This is a genomic window from Leuconostoc mesenteroides subsp. mesenteroides (genome assembly GCA_009676745.1).
GTDB classification, from domain to species: domain Bacteria; phylum Bacillota; class Bacilli; order Lactobacillales; family Lactobacillaceae; genus Leuconostoc; species Leuconostoc koreense.
Genome location: CP046062.1, coordinates 978,231 through 1,002,430 on the forward strand (window position 1 = coordinate 978,231; position 24,200 = coordinate 1,002,430).

The following is a 24,200-nucleotide window of genomic DNA, read 5'->3' on the forward strand; positions in this document are numbered from 1 at the left end:
AACAAAAAAAGGGATAATATGATTAATCAGTATGGTCGAATTGCTGTCGATGCAACAACCGAATTACAAGAGCTAAGAGCTGTTGGTTTTGATAGTGAAGACTTTGAAACGCTATTGCGACGCGCTTTAACAAATTATAAAACTTATGAAGCTCAAAATGACTGGTTACGTGAACATCTAGCTACCGATGAGCAAAATGTTTTTCTTTTCTTAGAAAAAGACCAACCACTCACACAAGCTGTCTTTTATCGTGTCGCTGCCCAACTGTTAGGATATACGGATATTTTGGCAGCTAATGAATATAATGGGGTCGCTACATTTCGGCAATTAGGCTTACCAGTAATGACGGTAAACAATTTACATCATGCGTGGTATGAATTGCTAAATAGCCACACAAATAATGGCTTGTTATTTATTGATGAATTGGCAAGCCGAGGATATTTTGAATCTGATAATCAGCGTTTACTTTTTAATGGTAAGTCTTTGCCAACCTATAATACAAACCAATTAATTCGCGAGTCAGTTTGGGTGGAAACTTCTGTCGACACTGATAATGACGGGCGGTTTGATTTAGTTCAAGTAGATATTATAAGACCAAATACAAATGAAAAATTACCGGTTCTATTTACAGCATCACCCTATTATCAAGGCTTAAACGAGAAAGAAAATGATGCCAAATTGCATGATGTTAACGTGCCATTAACAAGAAAGGACACGCGCCAACCAGCTCTGAGTAATTTAAATCATATCGAAAAGATTGTTACAAAACCGTTTGCACGTCAAATTAATGGTTACGCTGAAGAAGCTTCTGTGAACTTTACGCAAGAAGCGGGGAAACCTGTTGACTTAAATCAGTATTTTTTGTCTCGTGGTTATGCAGTTGCTTATTCTGCAGGTATTGGCACACGTCATTCTGATGGTATGCAAGACACAGGATCTCCAGAGCAAGTTGAATCGATGAAAAATGTTGTTGAATGGTTGGCAGGTAATAGAGTGGCCTTTACTGACCGTACAAGTAATATTGCCATTGTAGCTAATTGGTCAAATCATAATATTGCTATGACTGGACGCTCTTATTTGGGAACTTTAGCCACAGCAGTTGCTACCACAGGTGTCTCTGGTTTGAAAACGATTATTTCTGAGGCTGCTATCTCCAATTGGTATCAATATTACAGAGACAATGGTCTAGTTATTGCGCCCGGTGGCTTTCCCGGTGAAGATATGGATGTACTAGCCGAATTAGTATATTCACGGATAAAAGATCCAGCTGACCGATTAAAAACTAAAAACCAGTGGGATAATTTTCAAGCCAATACGGAAAAGTTTGCTGACCGTGTCAATGGCAATTATGATTATTATTGGGATACACGTAATTATTTAAATCAAGTTAAGAATATTAAAGTGGATATGATAATGGTTCATGGTTTAAATGATTGGAATGTTAAACCACGGCAGGTGTATCAATTATGGTCAAAACTTCGCGATTTACCAAACATTAAGAAAATATATTTACACCAAGGCCAACATATTTATATCAACAACAATCGTTCTTTGGATTTTTCAGATCAGATAAATCTTTGGCTGACCGAAAAATTATTGGATAAAGATGTCAGAGCTAACGAAGTGTTACCTACCGTTACATGGCAAGACAATAGTAAAGAAGATGCTTGGCATATCTTAGATGAGTGGGGAACAAGTAAAAAAAATAAATATTATATTGGTAAGAATATGCTTACCACTAATCAAAGCAGTGGTGAACTCAATTTTAAGGACTGGTTACCTGAAAATCAGTTCACTGATTACTGCAAACATTTTGATAAATGGCGTGATGATACGATTACTGGAAAGTTGCCAACCAATCAGATTTTTAAGAGTGAAACTTACACAAGAGAACGAATAATAGATGGCGAAATCTTATTAAACCTGCGAGTGAAATCCTCACAAAACATAGGATTGATCAGCGCAATGGTCGTCGACTATGGGAATGACATATATCTCAAAGAAACACCTACGAACCAAGGCGTAATGATTGACCGTGGTGTGAATTTTAGTCCGACAGATTTGATGTCGTTTGAATATAAAAAATCTGATTATAAAATGATTACTATTGGTCATATTAATCTACAAAATCGGACAAGTCCTCGACAAAATAATGACTTGTGGCCTAATCAATATGTTGACTTACATTTTGAGCTACAACCAACCTACTACAAAATGCGACCAGGACATCAATTGGGATTAATTATATATGCGACAGATTTTGAAATGACGGTTCGGGGAAACCAAGCCATAGAGTACACGATAGACTTATCGACAAGCTCGCTAGATGTACCATTTAACAGTAAAAAATAACCATAGAACATGAAGCTTTATCTTGTAATTAAGAAAAAGCTTCATGTTTTTCGTTTGTAACCGTTTACATACATAATAGACTGTGTTATCCTTAAGGTAACAACTAGTACGTACAAGTTTATCGATTAAAGGAGAAGACTATGTTTGGATTTGGGAAAAAGATAAGCGAAAATGAAAATGTTTATGCGCCAGTAACCGGTGAAGTAATTCCTTTGGACAAGGTTTCGGATCCTGTTTTTGCACAGAAAATGATGGGTGATGGTTATGCAGTCGAACCCAATGCTTCAAAAATTGTTGCTCCAGTTGCTGGGAAGGTAACGATGGTTCAAGGTCATGCTATTGGTTTGAAACGTTTTGACGACCTAGAGTTGTTAGTTCATATAGGTATCGATACCGTTTCTTTAAACGGTAAACCATTTACAATGGCAGTGAAAGAAGGCGATATTGTTGAGGCGGGTGATGACTTGGGAACAGTCGACTGGGAGCAAGTGGAAGAGGCTGGTCTTCCCAAAACAACACTAGTATTAATTACAAATACAGCAGATAAATTAGAATCAATTACAGTTCATTATGGACCAGCAGTTGCAGGACAACAATTGGGCAGTGCTAAGGCAAGGAGAGACTAATTATGGCTAAAGAAAATTATGAAGGCATGGCACAAGACATCATTAAAAATGTGGGCGGTAAAGATAATGTTAATAAAGTGATACATTGTATTACCCGCTTGCGTTTCTATTTAAATGATGAAACTAAGGCTAATACAGAAGAAATGTCAAAAATACCAGGAATAGCTGGTGCCGTTTATAATGGTGCGTTAGGACAGTATCAAGTAGTTATCGGGCCAGCAGTTGCAGATGTCTATGATAAGGTTGTCGAGCACCTAGGGGCTAGTGTAGTGGACAATGAAGCAACGAATGCAGCAGTAGAAGCGACAAAAGCCAAAGATAAAAAGCCCAAAAATGTACTTGACCGGTTTAAAGATGCTTTCCAAACGCTAATCGGCACAATCACAGGGTCAATGATTCCAGTGATTGGATTATTAGCAGCAGGTGGTATGTTAAATGGATTTTTAACTTTATTGTCTGATCCAAATCTACTTGGTTTAATTAGTACTAAATCAGATACGTTTACGATTATTCAATCGATGGCAATGGCACCCTTTTATTTTTTACCAGTATTAGTCGGCTTTACAGCAGCACAGCAGTTAAAATCAGATCCTTTAGTTGTGGCGGCGATTGGTGCGCTGTTAGTTAAACCAGAAATGGTTGGGTTATCAGCATCAAAGGCTTCAGGTGTGTTGTTAGGAATGCCAATTAATGCGCACTTCTTTGGACTACCTATTACAATACCTAATTACGCATATTCAATTTTCCCAATTATTTTTGCGGCTTGGTTAGCACGTCCAATTGGCAATTGGCTGAAGGATCATTTGCCAGTTTCAATTCGATCAATCTTTCAACCTTTAATCACTATCTTTATTGTCGGTTCTGTTGTATTAGTAATCATGGGACCCGCAATTACAATGATTTCATCCGGTATATCTGTTGCCATTAATGCATTACTTAACTTTAACTACGCATTGTCTGGTTTGCTTATCGGAGGTTTGTATCAAGTATTGGTTATTTTCGGATTGCATTGGATGGTAGTACCGTTAATTGCTAACGAAATTGCGCAAACAGGTCAGTCACAATTAAATGCACTGGTGAACTTCACAATGATTGCACAGGGTGCTGGCGCATTGGCAGTCTTTGCAAAAACTAAGATTGCTAACTTAAAAGGTCTGGCTGGTGCTGGTGCGTTGTCAGCCTTCGCCGGAATTACTGAACCTGCGATGTACGGTATTAATTTGAAATATGGCCGTGTGTTCTGGATGGCTAACTTAGGTGGTGCCACTGGTGGTCTAATTGCTGGACTATTCGATCTTCATATGTATGGCTTCACCGGCTCACTAATTGGTTTCCCATCATTTGCTTCTCCAAAGGACAACCCCAATAACTTATTGATTTTCCTGATCGCTTCAGCAGCAACAATTGCTGTTTCATTTATAGCAGTTTATCTATGGGGATTTAAAGACAGTGACACTGAAAAAGCAGCCGTACAAGTTGAAAAGAAGAATGTCTTCAAAGATGCTATTTCAAAGTGAGGGTGGAAAATTATGACAGAATTAGGAAAACATGTTGTTTACCAAGTTTATCCCAAATCGTTTCAAGATAGTAATGGGGATGGTATAGGTGATTTACCTGGCATCATCCAAAGACTCCCATACTTGGCAAATCTGGGAATCACAATGATATGGTTGAACCCAGTGTTTCCATCTCCACAAAATGATAATGGTTATGATATAAGTGATTATATGGCGATTGATCCATTATTTGGTACGATGAGTGACTTTGAGAATCTGATCAAAGAGGCCGAAAAATACCATATGGGTATTATGTTGGACATGGTATTCAATCATACATCAATCGATCATACTTGGTTCCAAAAAGCACTTGCAGGTGATCAAAAGTATCAAGATTATTATTACTTGCGACCTTATCATGATGATGGACGTAATCCAACTAATTGGATATCAAAGTTTGGTGGTTCGGCATGGGCCAAATTTGGTGATACGAACTTAGCTTACCTTCACTTATATGATTCAACACAAGCTGACTTAAATTGGCATAATCCAGCAGTTCGTCAAGAGCTCTATGCTGTTTTAAATTTTTGGTTAGCAAAGGGGGTCCGTGGTTTCCGATTTGATGTGATTAATGTAATTGGTAAACCTGAAGTACTAGTTGATGATGAAACTAATCATGGCGGAAAGTTTTTATATACTGATACACCAATCGTCCAAAAGTATATACAAGAGATGAATGCAGCCACTTTTGGTAAATATTCTGATGTGATTACAGTAGGTGAATTAAGTTCAACTACAGTGCAAAATACAGCTGCATATACAAATCCTGCTAACAAGGCGTTAAGCATGGGGTTTAACTTTCATCATCTAAAAGTCGATTATGATCATGGTAACAAGTGGACAAAAGTGCCTTATGATTTTGAATCATTGCGTCACATTTGGCATGAATGGAGTCAAGGACTAATGGCAAATCATGGTTGGCCAGCTTGGTTTTGGAACAACCATGATCAGCCACGGGCAATAAATCGTTTTATTAAAACACCAAAATATTATCGTGTCGGTGCAAAAATGTTGGCGATGCTTGTTCATTTAAACCGAGGCACACCATATGTGTATATGGGCGAAGAAATCGGCATGATTGATCCAACATATCATAAAATTGAAATGTATGTTGATGTTGAAAGTAAAAATGCTTATCAAATGCTATTGGAACAGGGGCTGACGAAACAACAAGCTTTAGAAATTGTGCAAACAAAATCACGTGATAATTCACGTGTTCCAATGCAATGGCATGATGGAACTTATGCTGGTTTTTCAACGCATGAACCATGGCTGCAAAATGCGAATTACGAACAACTTAACGTTGCTCAGGATGAAAAATCAGTTGACAGTTTGTACGCATTTTATCAAAAGTTAATCCGTTTACGTCAAGAAAACGCAGTGATTGCTGATGGTGACTATACACCGAGGTATGAGGAATCAGAAGAAATTATTGCCTTTGAACGACAATTAGCAGGAAAACATATTTTGGTTGTAACACACTTTGGTGAAACACCAGTATCAATATCTATTTCTGACGACATTGTTAACAATGGACATGTGCTAATTACTAACTATCCGTCGCAACCTGTTTCGAAGACTATGCTTTTGAAACCATATGAAAGTTTTGCAATTTCGTACGAATAAAAAAACAACTGTTCAATTACTTACTATTGAGCAGTTGTTTTAAGTTGTTTGTCGTCGTGCAAATTCATTAAACTGAAATTGATCAGGTCGATGTCTTGCAATAGTACGTTGAAAATAAGTTGTGTCAGTTAAGTGACCTTGGCTTTCAACTTGGATTAATCTATTTTCGTCTTCAGGTAAACCTATCAATAATTTGCGATCCATTGCCGTGACTAATTCGGCAGTGATTATTTTTTCAGCATAGGCAACTGACAAGTGCAGGGTATTTTCAATGTAAGCATAAATGGAATGTTTGGCGATATCTTTAGTGAGCCCAGGAACAATATCTGAACGAATATAATCTTCGTCAATAACACTATGAATACCGTCGATAATTCGAACACGAACAATATGATATAGAGGGGTACCAACAGGAAATAAAGTTGTTTTCTGAGTCTCTTTTGTGACGATAAGATGTTCGAATACAGGAACCTCAGTAAGAACATGGAAGTGCTGCAGTTCCTCTAACTCATGAAAACTGGTAAGCCCACTGATTGGAAAATGACGTAGTTGATGAGAAATAACTTGTGATCCTTTACCACGCTGTTTTTGAATAAGTCCCTCTTCATCTAATTTTGCAAGCGCTTTACGAATTGTGTCACGAGATGTTTTAAATTGAGTTACTAGCTCATTTTCGCTAGGTAGAAAAGAACCAGCAGGATAAGTATGATCACGAATATCATTTTTAATCTGCTGATATATTTGAAAGTATAATGGCATCATGTTGAACCTTTAGGATTCTGGATTTGGTGTAGTTAACGCATTGTTACGAATAAAGCTACGAAATTTTTTAAAGGTATCTGAGAATAACTCATCTGGTTCAATATTGAGCATTTCCTTTGGAAAAAAGAAACGCTGATCTATGGAGGCCTTACCTTTAATAGCGGCAACTAAGGTGGACATATCTGATAACTCACGATGTGAGCCATCGGCTAATAAAAAGTCAATTTGTGTCCTTGGTTTGGCGACATTTGGTTTGTAATCATCGTAAGGCAAATCGTAGGCATTATTTCGCGCCGTGTAAAATATATGATTAAATCCAGCACTATCCACAAGTTGCTCGAGTTCTTCTAGCATTGGGGCCGTCTCGTCGGTGATTTGCATTGATTTTAGTGGACGACGTCCCATGAAACGTTGTGATAAATCAGACAAAATGGGATCAGAATGTGATTGCCAAATATTAATATAAGTCATAAAAACATTATCATCGAGCTTTAAATATTCGGACAAAGTTAGTTTTTTGTCGCTAAATAAAGGCGCTAGTAGTGGGCCGACAAAATCATTTTCAGCATACTTACTAGTTGTATTAAGGCGATATAATTCTTGTGCGCGTTGTAGTAAATGCTCTAGCAAAACTTCCATGCCACGAGACACTGGATGGAAGTACACTTGTAAATACATTTGATAACGTGAAACAATATAATCTTCAACGGCATGCATACCGGCAATGTCAAAAGCAATGCCATCGGGTGTTGGTTGCATAGTGCGTAGTATTCGATCAATATCGAATTCACCGTATTTTGTACCTGTAAAATAGGCATCACGTAGTAAATAATCCATTCGGTCAACATCAATTTGACTAGAGATTAGTTGAACAACTTGTGGATTTTCATAAGTTTTTGCGATGACACTGGCAACTTTATTTGGGAAATCTGGTGAAACTTGTGCCAAGACACGGTGGATATTTGTATCACCAGTAATAATTTCACGAGTCATCTCCTCGTGGTCAGTATGGAATAAATGTTCAAAAGTATGCGAGAAGGCACCATGACCAATATCATGTAGTAATGCGGCTACTAGCGTTAGGCGCCGTTCTTTAGGATCCCAAACATCGCTATAATATTGTTCAAACCGTTCCGTGATACGACGAGCAAGCTCATAGACACCAACTGAATGACCAAAGCGAGAATGCTCTGCGCCATGAAAAACAGAACTGGTTATACCTAATTGTTTTACACGACGCAACCTTTGAAATTCAGATGTATTGATGAGATCTAAAATAATGGGATCTTCGACATGTATGAAGTTATGAATTGGATCACGTAGTACTTTTTCTTTAGGTAGTTTTTCTTTTAACATAGTAAGCCCTTTTGCTGTTTCTTATATTATAATAGATTTTAGATTAAAATAGGGGTAAATTATGGCAATTAAAGACCAAACAGACGTTGAAATTCATCTAAAAACGAAAATTCGTCAAGATAATGATCTTGAAGAGTTTGAATTTCATACAAATGGACAACTTTTTTTGAAAAACAATGCACTTTACTTACGATATACAGAAGTCATTGAGAATCAAAAAACACAAATTATGTTTAAGTTTGAAAAGGACCGTGTGCGGATGAATCGATCAGGTGATATTTTAACAAAGTTTTCTTTTGTTAAATCACAGCGTATTCCTGCTTTGTATCAAACACCAACTGGGCAAATGCAGTTGGAGACATTGACCACATTAATGGCGCTAAACTTAAATCACGAAGAAACACGTGGTGAAGTTGCAATTGATTACGTCCTTTATGCTATGCAACAAATTGTTGGGCAATATGAAATTCGGTTGCAATTTATGCCCAAATCTAGTATGCTAGATTAGTTAGAAACCCCCGAAAGGACGTAGAACATGTCACTTACAACATTAGGCAATCACCCTAAAGAAGAATTTGCATTGGTTGAAATTGCAACAGCCATTTTGACAGAACATAAAGAAGCGATGCCTTTTAGTTCATTAGTTCAAGAAATCCAGGAATTTTTGGAAATTGATGCAGAGACGTTTAAATCACGTCTTTCGCAATTTTATACAGATTTGAACACTGACGGTTCATTCATTTCACTTGGAAATAATGAATGGGCTTTACGTGCTTGGTATCCAGTTGATGCAATCGACGAATCTATCCATGAGCTCGACGATGAAGAAGATGCTCCTAAGCGTAAGAAGTCAGCTAAAAAGAAGGTTAACGTATTTGCTGATAATGCTTCAGATGATGATGTTATTGATTACAATGATGATGATCCTGAAGACGAAGACTTTGGTGCGGTTACTGATGATGATACAGATACTGACGATGAAGAGACTGAAGTTGAAGTTGAAAGCGATGATGATAGCAATGAAATCGATTTATCAGATGATGAATCAATTGATGCCAATATGACAGAGTTATCTGGTGGCGACGATCTTGATGATCTGAGCGATGGTGACCAAGAAAAATAGTTTAGAATGAAAACTACCTGTTAGGTAGTTTTTTTTTGAATAATAAAAAATTAATTTTAGTAAGTGAAAAGCCCTATTTAAAGGCTTTTTTAGTTAAATAATTAATGTTAATCGAAAAAAAGTAATTTAAATTGAAAAAAGGGGTTGCTTTTTGTTTGGAAAGTCTGTATTATATATAAATGTGCTAAGGCATAAGAAATGCTCCTGTAACTCAGTTGGTTAGAGTAGGGGATTTTTAATCCCAAGGTCCTCGGTTCGAATCCGAGCGGGAGCACTGACGTAAAGTTGGCGACCTTTGGGATAATCCAGTTAAAAAGAATTGTTCGTTCAGAACAATTCTTTTTTTGTATGTCAATTAGTACAAGAGAAAACTTGTAATTCAAACACTGGTTAAAACGGACTTTGCAAAATAAGCCAATATAGTGTATTATGAGTAAAAGCGTTGAAGAGGAAGAGTACTAATAGTTATTGTTTGAGAGACGTCATGGTTGGTGAAAATGACGCAATGCTGTTTGGAAAACTACCTCGGAAGTGACATACGAGTAGCACGAGTGAAAGTATGACCGGAGTCATTGGTCGTTAACCTGATGAAAGAGTTGAGATGAAACACAGATAATTAGAGAGTAATTATTTTGCTTAAGCTTTATCTGGAACTATTCATGAGGTGGTACCGTGCGAAAAGCGCCCTTAGATTTAATATTCTAAGGGCGCTTTTTTATTCGTTTTAAAGAAAAGGAAAGTGTCATGGCAGAAAAACAAAATAGAGAACTAAATAGAGATTTATCATCTCGACAAATGCAAATGATTGCGCTTGGAGGCACAATTGGTGTTGGTTTATTTATGGGATCATCGTCCACAATCAAATGGACTGGTGTTTCGGTATTATTGGCCTACGCGATAGCGGGCTTAGTTTTGTACCTCGTGATGCGTGCTTTAGGTGAAATGCTTTATGTTGATCCGTCAGTTGGGTCATTTGCTAATTATGCAACAAAGTATATCCATCCGGTTGCCGGATATTTGACGGTTTGGGCAAATGTTTTCCAATGGCTAACAGTTGGTGTCAGTGAGACAATTGCTGTCGGAATGTATTTAGATTATTGGTTCCCGCACATTCCGGTTTGGGTTACTGGGGTGGTGGTATTAGCCATGCTAACAGCAGCGAACCTAGTAACCGTTAAAGCATATGGTGAAATGGAAACATGGTTCTCGTTGATTAAAGTGGTTACTATTATATTTATGATTATTTTAGGCTTACTGGTTATTGTGTTGGGCTTTGGTAATCATTGGCAACCAATTGGTTTCTCAAATCTTTGGACGCATGGACCGTTCTTTGCTGGTGGTATTAAAGGATTTTTCTTTGCATTATCAATAGTTATCACATCGTACCAAGCGATTGAGATAATTGGTATAACTGCCGGAGAAGCGGAGAATCCACAAGTAGCTATTGTAAAATCAATTAAATCAATTGTGGCGCGTATATTGATTTTTTATATTGGTGCCATATTCGTTATCATCACTATTTATCCTTGGAACGAATTAGATCAAGTTGGCTCCCCGTTCGTCGAAACATTTTCACGAGTAGGAATCACAGCTGCTGCTGGAATTATCAATTTTGTAATGATGACAGCCGCTATGTCAGCTTTGAACTCAGGAATTTTTTCGTCTAGTCGAATGCTTTACACATTGGCAATTGGTAAAGAACTGCCACCAAAATTTTTGAAATTATCAAAGCACCGTGTGCCTACACTACCAGTACTTGCCATTTCAGGTGGTATTTTATTAGGAATTATTTTAAATGCTGTATTACCTTTATTTTGGGATGGAAGTTCAAGTATTTTCGTATTAGTCTATTCAGCAAGTACATTGCCAGGTATGGTGCCGTGGTTTGTTATCTTGTGGAGTCAGATAAAGTTTCGAAAAGAAAATGCCAGCCAAATGGCGGATCATCCCTTTAAAATGCCATTCGCACCATATACTAACTATTTTGCGATTTTAATGTTGTTAATCACACTAGTGTTTATGGCGTTTAATCCAGATACACGAGTACCATTGTTTATAGGACTTGGTTTCTTGGTAATTATGGCAATTGTGTTTTTTGCAACGAGAAAGAAACATCAATAACATAGTGAATAAGTTCATCGAAAACGCTTTGAGCGTTTTTTTTATTTGTCATAAACTTGACAGCATGATTTTAGTAAACTAAAATAATTAATGTGGTTTACTAAAAGGAGAGTATTATGAAAACAAAAGCCCTTTCGGCCTCAGCTATTATATTAGCGGTAATTATTGTAATGGGCGCTATTCCAGGGGTTCCATTGGGATTCATACCGGCTCCGATTATTTTACAAAATATGGGTATTATGTTGGCAGCTGTTATTCTTGGTAAAAAGTATGGATTTTTCACAGTACTGGGGTTTCTAATTCTGGCAGCCCTAGGATTACCTATTTTAAGCGGTGGGTCAGGCGGATTTGTTGTGTTCATTGGACCAACAGCAGGGTATCTATTTTCTTATCCAGTTGCTGCATTTTTAATTGGTTGGCTTACAGAATGGTTAGTGAAGAATAGTAAACTGAATTTTTTAACACTCTTGATAACATTACTTATCTTTGGGGTGCTGTTGATTCTTTTATTTGGTGCGATTGGCTTAAATATAGTGGCACACATGTCATTAGATAAAGCATTGATTTATCAAACGGCTTTTTTGCCAGGAGATACGATTAAAGCGATCTTGGCCAGTATTATTGGTGTCATCTTGCATAAAAGGCATTTGACATTGTGATTCGAGGCATAAATTTAGATCAACAAGGCCGTTGCAAACATTGGCATACGGATGTTGATGTAGTAGCCAATCGTTGCGCTGAATGTCTAAAGTACTATGCTTGTTACTTATGCCATGATGCCTTAAATACACATCAATTCGTGCCAGTTTCTCTAGATACTGAAGAGACAGCCGTCTGCTGTGGTGTTTGTTTGTATCAAATGACACCTGCACAATATCTACATGCTGGCTATCAGTGTCCCAATTGTCATCATTTGTTTAATGCGCAATGTGCATTGCACAAAAATACTTATTTCTGCTAAACTAAAACTATGAAAACAACTGATCAGCTTTTAAAATACTTTCTGAAACACGAAGGCGAATATTTAAGTGGCGAGACGTTAGCCAATCAATTAGGGGTGAGTCGCGCGGCTATTTGGAAAGCGGTTCAGAAATTAAATGAAGACGGTCATCAAATCGATAGTCAACATAGAAAAGGGTACCGCTATGAAGAAACGGGCGTTTTGAGCGTAGCAACTATTAAGGCATTGATTACCACTAATTGGGACGTTCAGGTATTTGATCAATTAGATTCATCAAATTCATATGCTAAGGAAGCCCTAGCGGCTGGTAAAATTGTTCGTCCAACTGTCATCGTTGCTGATCAACAAAATGCCGCATACGGTCGTTTTAGGCGGTCCTTCGTTGCACCAGAAAAAACAGGGCTATATTTATCCATTGCGTTACCTGTGATGGATGATAAGGTGTTAGAACCAGGATTATTGACGACTGCTACAGCAGTAATTGTGCGACATGTTATTGCATCATGCTTAGAATATCAGCTCTCATTTAAATGGGTTAATGACTTAATCTTTAATGACAAGAAAGTTGGTGGTATTTTAACAGAGGGTGTGCTCGACATAGAATCACAAAGTTTGACATCTTTGGTTGTTGGCATTGGTTTGAATCTAATTCAACCCACGAACTTACCTAATCAGTTAGATAAAAAAGTTGGTGGGATTGTTTCAGATTTAGTTTTCTCACGAAATATGATAATTGCAAAGTTGGTTGATGAGTTTACTGAGATGATTGAGCAGTATCAGACAGGCAAGTACTTGCCTGAATATAGGGCACACAATATTGTCTTGGGACACGAGGTTGTAGTTCAATATGCTGGGCAAAGAATTCATGGAAAAGCGTTGGAAATTAGCGATCAAGGTGCATTAATTTTAATGACATCTGTCGGCAAAAAAATTACGATATCCTCAGGTGAAATTACTAAACTGACTATTGATGGTAAAGAATATTGACTGAGTGCATTACTTTCAACTTAAAGTTAAGAATAATGTCAATATTCATTTGACAAATCTACAGCAACTCTGTAATATATATTAGGGCTCCCGTAAATGGGACAGACGTTAAAAGCTCCCAAGTTAATCTTGGGGGTTTTTCTATTTTATTTTCACCCCTAGTTGTCGCAATAAAACGTGTTAAGCCAATACGCGTTTGAAGTATGAGGAGGCATTATGGCAGATAAACAAGTGAAGTATATTTTTGTTACCGGTGGTGTTGTTTCATCTCTTGGTAAAGGAATAGTTGCAGCATCGTTAGGTCGATTGCTTAAAAACCGTGGTTTAAAACTAGCTATTCAAAAATTAGATCCATACATTAATATTGATCCTGGTACAATGTCACCATATCAACACGGAGAAACTTTTGTTACTGGTGATGGTTTAGAAACTGATTTAGATATGGGACACTATGAGCGTTTCATGGATATTAATACAAACATGTATTCTAACGTGACAACAGGACGTATTTATTCTGAGGTTTTGGAAAAGGAACGTCGTGGTGATTATAATGGTGGTACTGTACAAGTGATTCCTCATATCACAAATGCCATTAAAGAAAAAATGCAGAAAGCTGCTGAATCAACTGATGCTGATGTAGTGATTGTTGAAGTTGGTGGAACAGTTGGTGATATTGAAAGTTTGCCATTTGTAGAAGCATTGCGTCAAATGAAGTCAGATTTGGGTAGTGAAAATGTCTTTTATATTCATACTAGTTTGATTATTTACTTAGCTGCTGCTGGTGAGGCTAAAACAAAGCCTACACAGCATTCTGTAGCACAATTACGTTCGTTAGGTATTCAACCGGACATGATTGTTTTGCGTACACAACGTCCTTTAGAAGAGAGTTTGAAACAAAAAATATCGACATTTACTGATGTTAATGAAGATGCAGTTATTGAATCTCGTGATGTAGAAACGCTTTATGAGATTCCGTTAAATCTTCAAGCGCAAGGCATGGATGACGTTGTATTAAATAAGTTGAAGATTGATACACCGAAGGCAGAAATGTCTGATTGGTCACAGATGGTTGAATTAATTAAGCATCCTAAGAAGACAGTTAATGTCACTTTGGTTGGTAAATATACTGATTTGCCTGATGCTTATATCTCTGTTAACGAAGCCTTGAAGCATGCAGGTTATGCCCAAAATGCTGATGTCAAGATTAATCATGTAAAATCAGAAAATGTGACACCAGAGAATGTTGCTGAATTATTAGCAAGTGCTGATGGTGTGATTGTACCTGGTGGATTTGGTGAACGTGGTACTGAAGGTAAAATTCAAGCTATTCGTTATGCGCGTGAAAACAATATACCTTTCTTAGGCGTTTGCTTAGGAATGCAACTAGCATCAATCGAATTTGCTCGTCATGTTTTAGGTTATAAGGACGCAAACTCAACAGAATTGAATCCGAATACTTCAGCGCCAATTATTGATCTGATGAAAGATCAAGCTAATGTCGAAAACCTAGGTGGCACGCTACGTCTGGGCTTATATCCAGCAATGCTACTACCTGGCACATTGACAGCCAAGGCTTATGGAGATCAACCAGAAATCGAGCAACGTCATCGTCATCGTTATGAATTCAATACACAATATCGTGAAGAATTTGAGAAGGCAGGTATGTTGTTCTCAGCAACATCCCCTGATAACCGCTTGATGGAAGTTATTGAGTATCCTAAGAATGATTTCTTTATCGCAGCACAATATCATCCAGAATTTTTGTCAAGGCCAGATCGTCCCGAAGGCTTGTATCATGACTTCGTGGCAGCCTCAATTAAAAATAGCTAATTCATAGTATGTTTAGTTGGATAAAATATCCCTTTAACACTGTTCGTGTAAATGGGGTATTTTTTAATTAAGATTTTTGGTGCTGACAAACTTGACAGACAAGGTATAATGAAAACATGTTAGCAAATACGACACAACATATCGAACAAAAACTGATTTTATTACCCAGTGAACCTGGTTCTTATCAGATGAAAGACCAGAATGGCAAGATTATTTATGTTGGTAAGGCTAAAAATCTAAGAAATCGTGTTCGTTCATACTTTAAGCAAGATCATGAAGGAAAGACAGCCGAATTAGTATCCAAAATAGTTGATTTTGATTTCATCGTGACAAATTCTGATAAAGAAGCTTTTTTGTTAGAAAATGAATTAATCAAGAAGTATAAACCATACTACAATATTCGTTTGAAGTATGGCACGGGTTATCCTTATATTAAGATTACAAAAGAACGTAATCCAAAAATGGCCTTAGTCAATGAGGTAAAAAAAGACGGTGGTTTTTATTTTGGGCCATACCCAAACGTCTATGCTGCTCAAGAAACGCTAAGGTTTTTAGAAAAAAATTATCCATTACGACGCTGTAACGGACCGCAAGGTAGACCGTGCTTGTACTACAATATGGGGCAATGTTTGGGTTCTTGTTTTCGGACTGTTCCGGCCCAAGAATATGATAAGCAAATTAGCCGAATCAAAAAGTTTCTTGATGGCGATACAAAGATTGTCAAGAAACAAATAGCTGAAAAAATGCAAGCTGCAGCATCATCGTTGGAATTCGAGCGGGCTGCAGATTTGCGTGATCAGTTAAAATATATCGATGAAACTGTTGAGAGCCAGCGTGTGTTATCAAAAGACACTACACCAAGAGACCTATTCAATTATTATATGGATAAGGGCTGGATGACCGTTGAGGTTTTCTTTCTACGGCAAGCCCGTTTGATTCGTCAATTTAAGCGGACATTTTCCGTTGTTGGTGAGGCAGATGAAGAAGTTTCCAGTTTTATTCAACAGTTCTACTCGCAAAAAAATATTCAAAAACCACGGGAAGTATTGGTGCCAAAAGGTATTGATACAAAAGCGCTATCTGCTGTGCTAGAGGTTCCGGTTCGAATTCCTGTACGTGGGGAAAAGCGGGAACTACTTGATTTAGCTGCTAAAAATGCTCGTATTGTGTTAGAAGAAAAATTCCGATTAATGCAATTGAATGAGCGAAAAACAACTGGGGCGATGAAGGAAATTACTGACGCACTTCAGATACCTATGGGCCATCGAATTGAAGCATTTGATCACTCTCATACGCAAGGGGTTGAAATTGTCAGTGCTATGGTTGTTTTTGACGATGGGGTCCCTAATAAAACAGAGTACCGTAAATATAAAATTAAATCGACAGATCATGCAAATGAATGGGCAGAAACACAAGAAGTTATTCGTCGTCGCTATTCTCGTCTATTAAAGGAGGGTGGCGATTTTCCTGATTTAATTCTAATGGATGGTGGTGAAATTCAATTACATGCAGCACAAGAAGTGTTAGAGGATGAACTGGGGTTAACCAATATACCAATCGCCGCGATGGTTAAAAATGATAGGCATAAGACGGCCGATTTAATCGATGGTGTGACCAATCAAGTAGTTGCACTTGACAAACAATCAGAGGGATTCTTTTTAATACAACGTGTACAAGAAGAGGTCCATCGGTTTGCTATTAGTTTTCATCGTCAGTTACGTTCAAAAAACTCACTTGCTTCGCGCTTAGATACGATACAAGGTGTGGGTCCAAAAACAAGACAAAAGCTTTTGCGAGAGTTTGGGTCGTTACCCAAAATTACAGCAGCAAGTGTTAGCGACTTAGTTGAGATTGGTATAAATGAAAAATTAGCACGTGTGATTCATTTGTCGCTCTCGGCAGGTGATAATAGCTAAGATGGTTTATATATGTTAAACTAGAGTGTTAATTATTCGCAAGCTCTTCGTTGTAGAGCAGTAAAGGAGAAAAGGCGCCGCAGGTTAGTCAGCTGAACGTTTAAGTTAAATGTTAATTTTTTAATTTTTAGGTTTACAAGCAAAGCATATGTCTGCTCGCGCTCTAATAGATATGGCATTCGTAGATCAAGCACAAATAGAAGTAAAAGCCGGAAAAGGCGGTGACGGTATTGTTTCATTCCGTCATGAAAAATTCGTCGCAATGGGAGGACCTTTTGGTGGCGATGGTGGACATGGTGGTTCAATCATCTTTAAAGTGGATGAAGGCCTGCGCACACTAATGGATTTTCGTTATAATCGCCATTTCAAAGCGCAACCAGGTGGTAATGGTGGTACAAAAGGAATGACCGGCGCATCAGCTGATAACCGTGTGGTTAAGGTACCACAAGGAACTACTGTTAGCGATGCTGATACAGGTGAAGTATTAGCTGACATGCTCGAAAATGGTCAAGAACTTGTGGTCGCTAAAGGTGGACGTGGTGGACGCGGAAATATCCATTTTGCTACGCCAGCCAATCCAGCACCAGAATTATCAGAAAACGGTGAACCAGGCCAAATTAGAAATCTAAAGCTAGAGCTTAAAGTATTGGCTGATGTTGGTTTAGTTGGATTTCCTTCGGCTGGTAAATCAACACTCTTGTCTGTTGTTTCAAATGCTAAACCAAAAGTAGCGGCTTATCATTTTACAACATTATCACCGAATATCGGTATGGTTCGTCTAGATGATGATCGTGATTTTGTCATGGCTGACTTGCCAGGATTAATCGAAGGTGCTTCTCAAGGTATCGGGTTGGGATTCCAATTCTTACGTCACGTGGAACGAACTAAAGTTATCCTCCATCTAGTTGACATGTCAGGTATTGAGGGAACAGATCCTTACACACAATATCGTAAAATACTAGATGAGTTGCAACAATATGACGAAACAATTTTAAACCGACCACAAATTGTTGTACCAACTAAGATGGACATGCCTGATTCTGAAGCAAATCTTGCTAAGTTTAGGAAAGAAGTTGCTACTGATTCTGGGTTGCCTATCCAACCAGAAATCGTACCAATATCATCGATTACACGTGATGGTGTCAAAGATTTGATGCGCTTAACAGCAGATATGCTGGCCACAGCACCTGCGCCTGAGAGTTATCGACCAGTCAACCAAAAAGATACTTCTGAAAAGAGCTACACGTTCAAACCAGAAACACATGATTTCACAGTCGAGTGGATGGAAGATGAAGAGCGTTGGTTGCTTAGTGGTGCTGAAATCGAGAAGTTATTCTTAATGACTAATATTCAGCGCGATGCGACAATTATGCGATTTGCTCGTCAATTGCGTCATATGGGCGTCGATGATAAACTTCGTGAAGCTGGAGCTAAAGATGGTGACGATGTTCGTATTAACAATTCTGACTTCGTGTTTGAATTCAGTGAATAAATTATTCTTAAAAGGTTTGTCAATAAGACAGACCTTTTTTATAATATTAAAAACAATACTTGTCCTTGTGAAAAAAATACCTTGTTGTGTGAATGATCTTCACAATTTTAAGACTACTAAAATTTAATCAAGAGTGCTATGATGAAAATATTAAGATAAGGTGAGGCAAAGGAATCATGGCAAATAAAAAGTATGGTGCAGATATTGTTACTGATAGTTTAGTTAATCATGGCGTTGATTTAGTTTTTGGAATCCCAGGTGCTAAAATTGATCGCTTATTTGAAACACTAGAACATCCAGCCGAAGGCCAGAAGGTACCTAAACTAGTTGTTACGAGGCATGAACAAAACGCAGCTTTTATGGCACAGGCATTTGCTCGTATCACGGGAAAAACAGGTGTTGTTATTACTACCTCTGGCCCTGGGGTCGGCAACTTAGCTACTGGATTAATGACAGCTACCGCTGAAAGTGACCCTATTGTAGCAATTGGTGGTCAAGTACCGAGAAATGATTTATATCGTTTGACGCATCAATCAACAAATTCAGTTGCATTGTTTAGTCCAATCACAAACCTTGCTTCAGAAATTCAAGATCCAAATAATATTTCAGAAATCATTGCCAATGCTTTTGCAGCTGCTAATGGTGCTAAAAAAGGTGCGACTTTTGTTTCATTGCCACAAGATGTAGATGATGCGCAAGTAACAATTGAAGCACTTCCTAAAGTGACACCTGCAAAGCAAGGTGCGGCTGCTATTAAGGACATTGATTGGTTAGCTGAACAAATTAAGGCTGCAAAATTACCAGTATTGCTTGTAGGATCACGTGGCTCTGATGATGCTACCGTTGATGCACTGCACCAGTTATTAAAACAAACTACTTTGCCAGTTGTCGAAACTTTCCAAGGTGCTGGTGTAATTTCACGTGAATTAGAACCGGAAACATTTTTCGGCCGTATTGGCTTATTCCGTAATCAGACGGGTGATAAACTGCTAAAACAATCAGATTTAGTGATTACACTTGGTTATGATGCGATTGAATATGAACCACGCAATTGGAATAAAGAAAACAATTTGAACATTGTTGCTTTGGATACAACACCGGTTCAAATTGATAATAATTTTGTACCGCAACGGCAGTTGGTTGGGGACTTGGCACAGAGCTTGCAATTGTTGACAGAATATCTTAACGGATATGAATTGCCAGCAAGTAGCAAAGAAGAGCTCAAAAAATTGAAAGCAGATTTACGAGCATCTGACGAACCTTCATATACCCAAGCAAAAGAAAATTTGAACCATCCATTGGATATTGTTAAGTCAATTCAAGCTCATGTAACAGATGATATGACCGTATCAACAGACATTGGTTCACACTATATTTGGATGGCACGTCATTTCAAGTCTTACGTTGCGCGTCACTTTCTCATCTCTAATGGTATGCAAACACTTGGGGTTGGATTACCTTGGGCTTTGGTAGCGGCAATGGTTCGTCCTAATGCCAAATCGGTATCAGTATCTGGTGACGGTGGTTTCTTTTTCTCGGCGATGGAATTAGAAACAGCAGTACGTCTAGGATTAAATACAGTTCATATCGTTTGGAATGATAATGCCTATTACGATATGGTCAAATTCCAAGAAGAAATAAAGTATAATGGTCAGTCAGCAGGGGTTAAGTTTGGTAACATTGACTTGGTCAAGTATGCTGAAAGTTTTGGAGCCAAAGGCTTGCGTGTGGAAACACCGGATGGCCTTGATGCCGTGTTAGACGAAGCATTTTCAACACAAGGACCTGTTGTTGTCGATATTCCGGTAGATTATTCGCATAACTATGAGCTTGGTTCACAATTGATTAATTCTGAAGGATAAAAGTATATTATTGCGTTTTACAATTAAAAAGGAACAGGCGCAACATTAGCCTGTCCCTTTTTTACATAATTAAACTGTTTTTTCTATAGTTCGTGTTAATAAGATACTTTCAAGGACAATAAATACAATTATCTGTGGCCAAAAGCTAAGGCCTAGAATATTGTTTGTAAAGGTATTGGTGAGCAAGAAAGTGCAACCGATATAACAATAGTAGTACAGCGACAATAGTTTATAGGGGACACTGGAATTATTTGTTAATCGAGGTAATTGAAGTAAGTAAATCAATGCAATTAGGGTTGTAATAATGATCATAAAACGGAATCGTATATTGCTTTGGGGATGAAAATACCAAAAATCAACATGGCCTATAATTGCAATAAAAATAATGAAAAATAGATCATGAAGTCTTTTTGACCTTGGTCGGCCGCCATCCCAATTCTCTAATAGATTATTAAACATTAGTAAACCTCTAACTTAGTGTATCACTTATTCAAAATTTCATTAATATGACAGGGACTTATGCCCAATCACCTGAACGGAATACTGGTACAATTTTACCATCTTGAGTGACACCATCAATGTCCATGTCATTTGATCCAATCATAAAGTCAACATGTTCATCTGAAATATTCCAGCCGCGCTTCGCTAAATTCTCTGGTTTTTCGGTTTTTCCACCTGAAATATTAGAAGCATACGCAGCACCGATGGCCAAATGATCGGAAGCATTTTCATCAAAAAGAGTATTGTAGAATAAAATGCCACTTTGTGCAATTGGTGAAGGATCAGGTACTAGGGAAACTTCGCCTAATGATTTAGAGCCTTCGTCAGTATTGATTATTTTTTCTAATACATCTAATCCAGAAGTGGCTTGTGCCTTAACGATGCGACCATCTTTAAAGTCTAATTCAATATTTTCAATAACATTACCTTGGTAAGATAGTGGTAGTGTTGCTGCTACATGACCATGGATATTACGATTGTCTGGCGCTGTAAAGACTTCTTCAGTCGGCATATTTGGAATGAAGATATTACCGGCTTTATCTTGAGAGTAAGCAGCTTCCCAGACATGACCTTCAGCTAAACCGATTGTGAAAGCTGATTTTGCGTTTTTGTAACGTAGTTCTTTGAAGTTTTGTTCGTTTAACCAATTTGCTTTACTTTTGAGCTTGTTGATGTGTAAATCCCAATTAGCTACTGCATCACTATCATCATCAATACGCACATCCTTGAGAATTTCTTCCCATAAGCGGTGAACAGCATCCTGTCCTGTTAAATCTGGGAATACTTTTTCTGCCCATTCTTGACCAGCTGCTGCCACAACAAGCCATGATATGTCATCTTTCATCGTTGCTTCACGGACACGGAATAATGCTTTTTGATTAGCTTTTGTCAAGGTAGCTAATCTTTCTGAATCAACGTCAGCCAAACCATCAGGATCCTGTGAAATCAATGAAATGCGGGAGGCATATTTGTCCATTAATTCATTTGCTTTAGTTACCTGATAATTTGGTACTTCCTTCAGACGTTCTAACGATGTGTGATTTAGAAATTCTTTGGCAATTGTTTGATCTGACCATTCCATAACAACTTCTTGAGCACCTGCTTTATAAGCCTCGGTAACAATTTTACGAGCAAAATAAGCTTCGTCAACTGCTGCGTAAAGGATTATTGTTTGTCCTGGTTGGACGTTAACCCCTTTTTTTACGATGAGTTCAGCGTACTTATTGAGCTTGGTTTCTAAAGACATGTTTTTTCTCCGTATGAGTAAATTTAGTTTGTTTGTCAATTTTCCCATTAATATACCATATTGGCAAGTTTTTTGTTATTGATTTATCATTTTCGCAAGACATGTTAATAGGCGTAAGTATCTATTTTCTTGTATAATAATAGTATGGAAAATGTATTTGCAAGTGCCTCACAATATAAAACTAAAAAATTACTAACATTTACTTCTTGGCTATTGATTCTGTCTGGTATTGTTTGTTCATTTACTGTCTGGATTTTTGCGAAACCAGTGGTGACGCAAACAAATACGATTCCTAGCGGTTTTTCAGTGCTAGGCGTGTCAATTAATCAAACATCTAACTATGTTGATTTTAATAATCTAGCAAGTAATGGTGTGGACTTTGTTTATATGCGCACGACATCTGGTAGTTCGATTATGGATGGGGGTTATGAGTCGAGTTTTTCTCGCGCTAAATCGGCCAATTTGAAAGTTGGAACCATTCATGTATATGATGCAAGTGTTACAGCAGCGACACAAGCTCAATACTATATCGACAACGTGGAAAACAACATTGGTGAGCTACCGATCGCAATTTCAGTGACTGCTGATCAGATTAGTACGGCAACATCCAAACAACGTTTAGCATCGTTAATCCAAATACTAGCTTCACACTATAATCACGACATGCTTCTTTATACAACACCAAATGTTCAAAAGAAGTTGTCATCTACAATAACCAAAACGAAATACTGGTTGATTGAAGACAATACAAAAAATACAGACAGCAAAAACTTATTTATTCAATATGATGAAGATCAGACAATTGGATCAGGTTTGAAGGCAATTAAAATGCCGACGACAGTATTTAATGGCACGCAAAAACAATTTGAGGTATATAAATGATTAAATTGGGTATTATTGGTACAAGCTGGATCACAGCAATGTTTATTGATGCAGCATTACAAACAAAATCGTATGATTTGACAACAGTTTATTCACGTTCGCAAGCTAGTGGTGAAAAATTTTTAGCATCATTGAACAGTGATACAGATAATGTTGATGTAGTGACTACTTTAAGTGATTTATATCAAAATATTGATGTAGTGTATATAGCATCACCGAACGCTCTGCATTTTGAACAAGCTAAGGCAGCCATTCAGTCTGGCGTTCACGTGATTGTTGAAAAACCTTCGTTTAGTAATCCAATGGAGTTTCAAAAAATAGAATCTCTGCTAGCAACACATCCAGATGTGCGTTTATTTGAGGCTGCTCGTCATGTCCATCAACTAAATTTCAAGGCCATTCAGGAAACAGTCGCTAAGATGGATCAGTTACAAGGGGCAACGCTAGTTTATCAAAAGTACTCATCCCGATATGATGCTTACTTAGCAGGACAAGAACCAAATGTTTTGACGAGGGAGTTCAGTGCTGGTGCATTATATGATTTAGGCGTTTATCCAATTTATGCAGCCTTGGCTGTTTATGGTGCACCTAATGCTGTACAGTATTTACCTAGATTATTACGCAATGGGGCTGATGGTAGTGGTGTAGCCAATCTCTTTTACGACGATTTTAATGTAACAGTGATTTTCGGTAAAACTTCAAATTCGTATTTGCCGAGCGAGTTTTATGGATTAAAGGATACAATTAGCGTCAGCAATATTGCAGAACTTGAAAAAGTTACCTATTATGATGGTGAGGGAAACAGCAACTATTTAGGAAATGTACCCGAAGAAAATCCTATGATTCGTGAGAGTCAGGATTTTGCAAATATCATTAACGACCCAACTACAAATCATGCTGAATACATGCAGTGGCTTCAGTTGGCGAAGCAAGTGAACCAGACATTGTTTGACTTGCGTCAATCTGCAGGCATTGCGTTTCCTGCAGATATAAAGGAATAA

19 protein-coding genes and 1 tRNA gene are annotated in these 24,200 nt (G+C 37.7%); 17 read left to right on the forward strand and 3 right to left on the reverse strand.

Features of this window, described 5'->3' with window-relative positions; translation table 11 throughout:
* The first annotated feature begins 18 nt into the window (after window positions 1-18).
* The 4 genes from GJV51_04995 (at window position 19) to GJV51_05010 (ending at window position 6,160) form a co-directional block, all read left to right on the forward strand.
* Window positions 19-2,352: a Xaa-Pro dipeptidyl-peptidase gene (locus GJV51_04995; protein QGM25355.1), complete on the forward strand. Its 2,334-nt coding sequence runs from the start codon at window positions 19-21 to the stop codon at window positions 2,350-2,352.
* Window positions 2,353-2,492: 140 nt separating this feature from the next.
* Window positions 2,493-2,978 carry a PTS glucose transporter subunit IIA gene (locus tag GJV51_05000; protein ID QGM25356.1) on the forward strand — a complete coding sequence of 162 codons (486 nt, stop codon included), beginning with the start codon at window positions 2,493-2,495 and terminating at the stop codon, window positions 2,976-2,978.
* Window positions 2,979-2,980: 2 nt separating this feature from the next.
* Window positions 2,981-4,495, forward strand: coding sequence for a PTS beta-glucoside transporter subunit IIABC (locus tag GJV51_05005; protein QGM25357.1), 1,515 nt, complete (start codon window positions 2,981-2,983; stop codon window positions 4,493-4,495).
* A 12-nt stretch (window positions 4,496-4,507) separates the two neighbouring features.
* Complete coding sequence (locus GJV51_05010) at window positions 4,508-6,160, forward strand: alpha,alpha-phosphotrehalase (GenBank protein QGM25358.1); 1,653 nt, start codon at window positions 4,508-4,510, stop codon at window positions 6,158-6,160.
* 39 nt (window positions 6,161-6,199) lie between these two features.
* On the opposite strand, the gene treR is transcribed toward GJV51_05010, so the two are convergent.
* Window positions 6,200-6,922 carry a trehalose operon repressor gene (gene treR, locus GJV51_05015; GenBank protein QGM25359.1) on the reverse strand — a complete coding sequence of 241 codons (723 nt, stop codon included), beginning with the start codon at window positions 6,920-6,922 and terminating at the stop codon, window positions 6,200-6,202.
* A 9-nt stretch (window positions 6,923-6,931) separates the two neighbouring features.
* Entirely contained in the window at window positions 6,932-8,278 is a 1,347-nt protein-coding gene (locus GJV51_05020) for an HD domain-containing protein (protein ID QGM25360.1), read from the reverse strand.
* Between the two features lie 61 nt (window positions 8,279-8,339).
* Between GJV51_05020 and GJV51_05025 the strand changes: the two genes are divergently transcribed.
* The 11 genes from GJV51_05025 (at window position 8,340) to alsS (ending at window position 20,570) form a co-directional block, all read left to right on the forward strand.
* Complete coding sequence (locus GJV51_05025) at window positions 8,340-8,786, forward strand: DUF1934 family protein (GenBank protein ID QGM25361.1); 447 nt, start codon at window positions 8,340-8,342, stop codon at window positions 8,784-8,786.
* A gap of 27 nt (window positions 8,787-8,813) precedes the next feature.
* Window positions 8,814-9,401 carry a DNA-directed RNA polymerase subunit delta gene (locus GJV51_05030; protein QGM25362.1) on the forward strand — a complete coding sequence of 196 codons (588 nt, stop codon included), beginning with the start codon at window positions 8,814-8,816 and terminating at the stop codon, window positions 9,399-9,401.
* Window positions 9,402-9,601: 200 nt separating this feature from the next.
* Window positions 9,602-9,675 (forward strand) — tRNA-Lys (locus tag GJV51_05035).
* A gap of 470 nt (window positions 9,676-10,145) precedes the next feature.
* Entirely contained in the window at window positions 10,146-11,522 is a 1,377-nt protein-coding gene (locus GJV51_05040) for an amino acid permease (GenBank protein ID QGM25363.1), read from the forward strand.
* 116 nt (window positions 11,523-11,638) lie between these two features.
* Window positions 11,639-12,181, forward strand: a complete 543-nt coding sequence (locus tag GJV51_05045; protein ID QGM25364.1) for a biotin transporter BioY — start codon at window positions 11,639-11,641, stop codon at window positions 12,179-12,181.
* Window positions 12,178-12,483, forward strand: coding sequence for a hypothetical protein (locus tag GJV51_05050; protein ID QGM25365.1), 306 nt, complete (start codon window positions 12,178-12,180; stop codon window positions 12,481-12,483). The genes GJV51_05045 and GJV51_05050 overlap by 4 nt, the downstream gene beginning before the upstream one ends.
* 9 nt (window positions 12,484-12,492) lie before the next feature.
* Window positions 12,493-13,470, forward strand: coding sequence for a biotin--[acetyl-CoA-carboxylase] ligase (locus GJV51_05055; protein ID QGM25366.1), 978 nt, complete (start codon window positions 12,493-12,495; stop codon window positions 13,468-13,470).
* A gap of 216 nt (window positions 13,471-13,686) precedes the next feature.
* On the forward strand, window positions 13,687-15,300 hold the full coding sequence (locus tag GJV51_05060; protein ID QGM25367.1) for a CTP synthase: 1,614 nt from the start codon (window positions 13,687-13,689) through the stop codon (window positions 15,298-15,300).
* A gap of 116 nt (window positions 15,301-15,416) precedes the next feature.
* Complete coding sequence (uvrC, locus tag GJV51_05065; GenBank protein QGM25368.1) at window positions 15,417-17,216, forward strand: excinuclease ABC subunit UvrC; 1,800 nt, start codon at window positions 15,417-15,419, stop codon at window positions 17,214-17,216.
* Window positions 17,217-17,388: 172 nt separating this feature from the next.
* Window positions 17,389-18,708 (forward strand): GTPase ObgE, encoded by a 1,320-nt coding sequence (gene obgE, locus GJV51_05070; protein ID QGM25369.1) that lies wholly within the window; start codon window positions 17,389-17,391, stop codon window positions 18,706-18,708.
* 176 nt (window positions 18,709-18,884) lie between these two features.
* Window positions 18,885-20,570 carry an acetolactate synthase AlsS gene (gene alsS / locus GJV51_05075; GenBank protein ID QGM25370.1) on the forward strand — a complete coding sequence of 562 codons (1,686 nt, stop codon included), beginning with the start codon at window positions 18,885-18,887 and terminating at the stop codon, window positions 20,568-20,570.
* Window positions 20,571-21,087: 517 nt separating this feature from the next.
* Here the strand turns inward: alsS and GJV51_05080 are convergent.
* Complete coding sequence (locus tag GJV51_05080; protein QGM25371.1) at window positions 21,088-22,317, reverse strand: aminopeptidase; 1,230 nt, start codon at window positions 22,315-22,317, stop codon at window positions 21,088-21,090.
* A gap of 144 nt (window positions 22,318-22,461) precedes the next feature.
* Here GJV51_05080 and GJV51_05085 point away from each other — a divergent pair, with 144 nt between their 5' ends.
* Both GJV51_05085 and GJV51_05090 read left to right on the forward strand, forming a co-directional pair.
* Window positions 22,462-23,199 (forward strand): 1,4-beta-N-acetylmuramidase, encoded by a 738-nt coding sequence (locus GJV51_05085; GenBank protein QGM25372.1) that lies wholly within the window; start codon window positions 22,462-22,464, stop codon window positions 23,197-23,199.
* A complete protein-coding gene (locus GJV51_05090; protein QGM25373.1) occupies window positions 23,196-24,200 on the forward strand; it encodes a gfo/Idh/MocA family oxidoreductase in 1,005 nt (334 codons plus the stop codon). The genes GJV51_05085 and GJV51_05090 overlap by 4 nt, the downstream gene beginning before the upstream one ends.

Coding starts and splice junctions, on each gene's coding strand:
- obgE (QGM25369.1), top strand. CDS start 17,389: ATGGCATTCGTAGATCAAGCACAAATAGAAGTAAAAGCCGGAAAAGGC.
- GJV51_05055 (QGM25366.1), top strand. CDS start 12,493: ATGAAAACAACTGATCAGCTTTTAAAATACTTTCTGAAACACGAAGGC.
- GJV51_04995 (QGM25355.1), top strand. CDS start 19: ATGATTAATCAGTATGGTCGAATTGCTGTCGATGCAACAACCGAATTA.
- treR (QGM25359.1), bottom strand. CDS start 6,922: ATGATGCCATTATACTTTCAAATATATCAGCAGATTAAAAATGATATT.
- GJV51_05020 (QGM25360.1), bottom strand. CDS start 8,278: ATGTTAAAAGAAAAACTACCTAAAGAAAAAGTACTACGTGATCCAATT.
- GJV51_05010 (QGM25358.1), top strand. CDS start 4,508: ATGACAGAATTAGGAAAACATGTTGTTTACCAAGTTTATCCCAAATCG.
- GJV51_05005 (QGM25357.1), top strand. CDS start 2,981: ATGGCTAAAGAAAATTATGAAGGCATGGCACAAGACATCATTAAAAAT.
- GJV51_05040 (QGM25363.1), top strand. CDS start 10,146: ATGGCAGAAAAACAAAATAGAGAACTAAATAGAGATTTATCATCTCGA.
- GJV51_05060 (QGM25367.1), top strand. CDS start 13,687: ATGGCAGATAAACAAGTGAAGTATATTTTTGTTACCGGTGGTGTTGTT.
- GJV51_05045 (QGM25364.1), top strand. CDS start 11,639: ATGAAAACAAAAGCCCTTTCGGCCTCAGCTATTATATTAGCGGTAATT.
- alsS (QGM25370.1), top strand. CDS start 18,885: ATGGCAAATAAAAAGTATGGTGCAGATATTGTTACTGATAGTTTAGTT.
- GJV51_05000 (QGM25356.1), top strand. CDS start 2,493: ATGTTTGGATTTGGGAAAAAGATAAGCGAAAATGAAAATGTTTATGCG.
- GJV51_05085 (QGM25372.1), top strand. CDS start 22,462: ATGGAAAATGTATTTGCAAGTGCCTCACAATATAAAACTAAAAAATTA.
- GJV51_05080 (QGM25371.1), bottom strand. CDS start 22,317: ATGTCTTTAGAAACCAAGCTCAATAAGTACGCTGAACTCATCGTAAAA.
- GJV51_05025 (QGM25361.1), top strand. CDS start 8,340: ATGGCAATTAAAGACCAAACAGACGTTGAAATTCATCTAAAAACGAAA.
- GJV51_05090 (QGM25373.1), top strand. CDS start 23,196: ATGATTAAATTGGGTATTATTGGTACAAGCTGGATCACAGCAATGTTT.
- GJV51_05030 (QGM25362.1), top strand. CDS start 8,814: ATGTCACTTACAACATTAGGCAATCACCCTAAAGAAGAATTTGCATTG.
- uvrC (QGM25368.1), top strand. CDS start 15,417: ATGTTAGCAAATACGACACAACATATCGAACAAAAACTGATTTTATTA.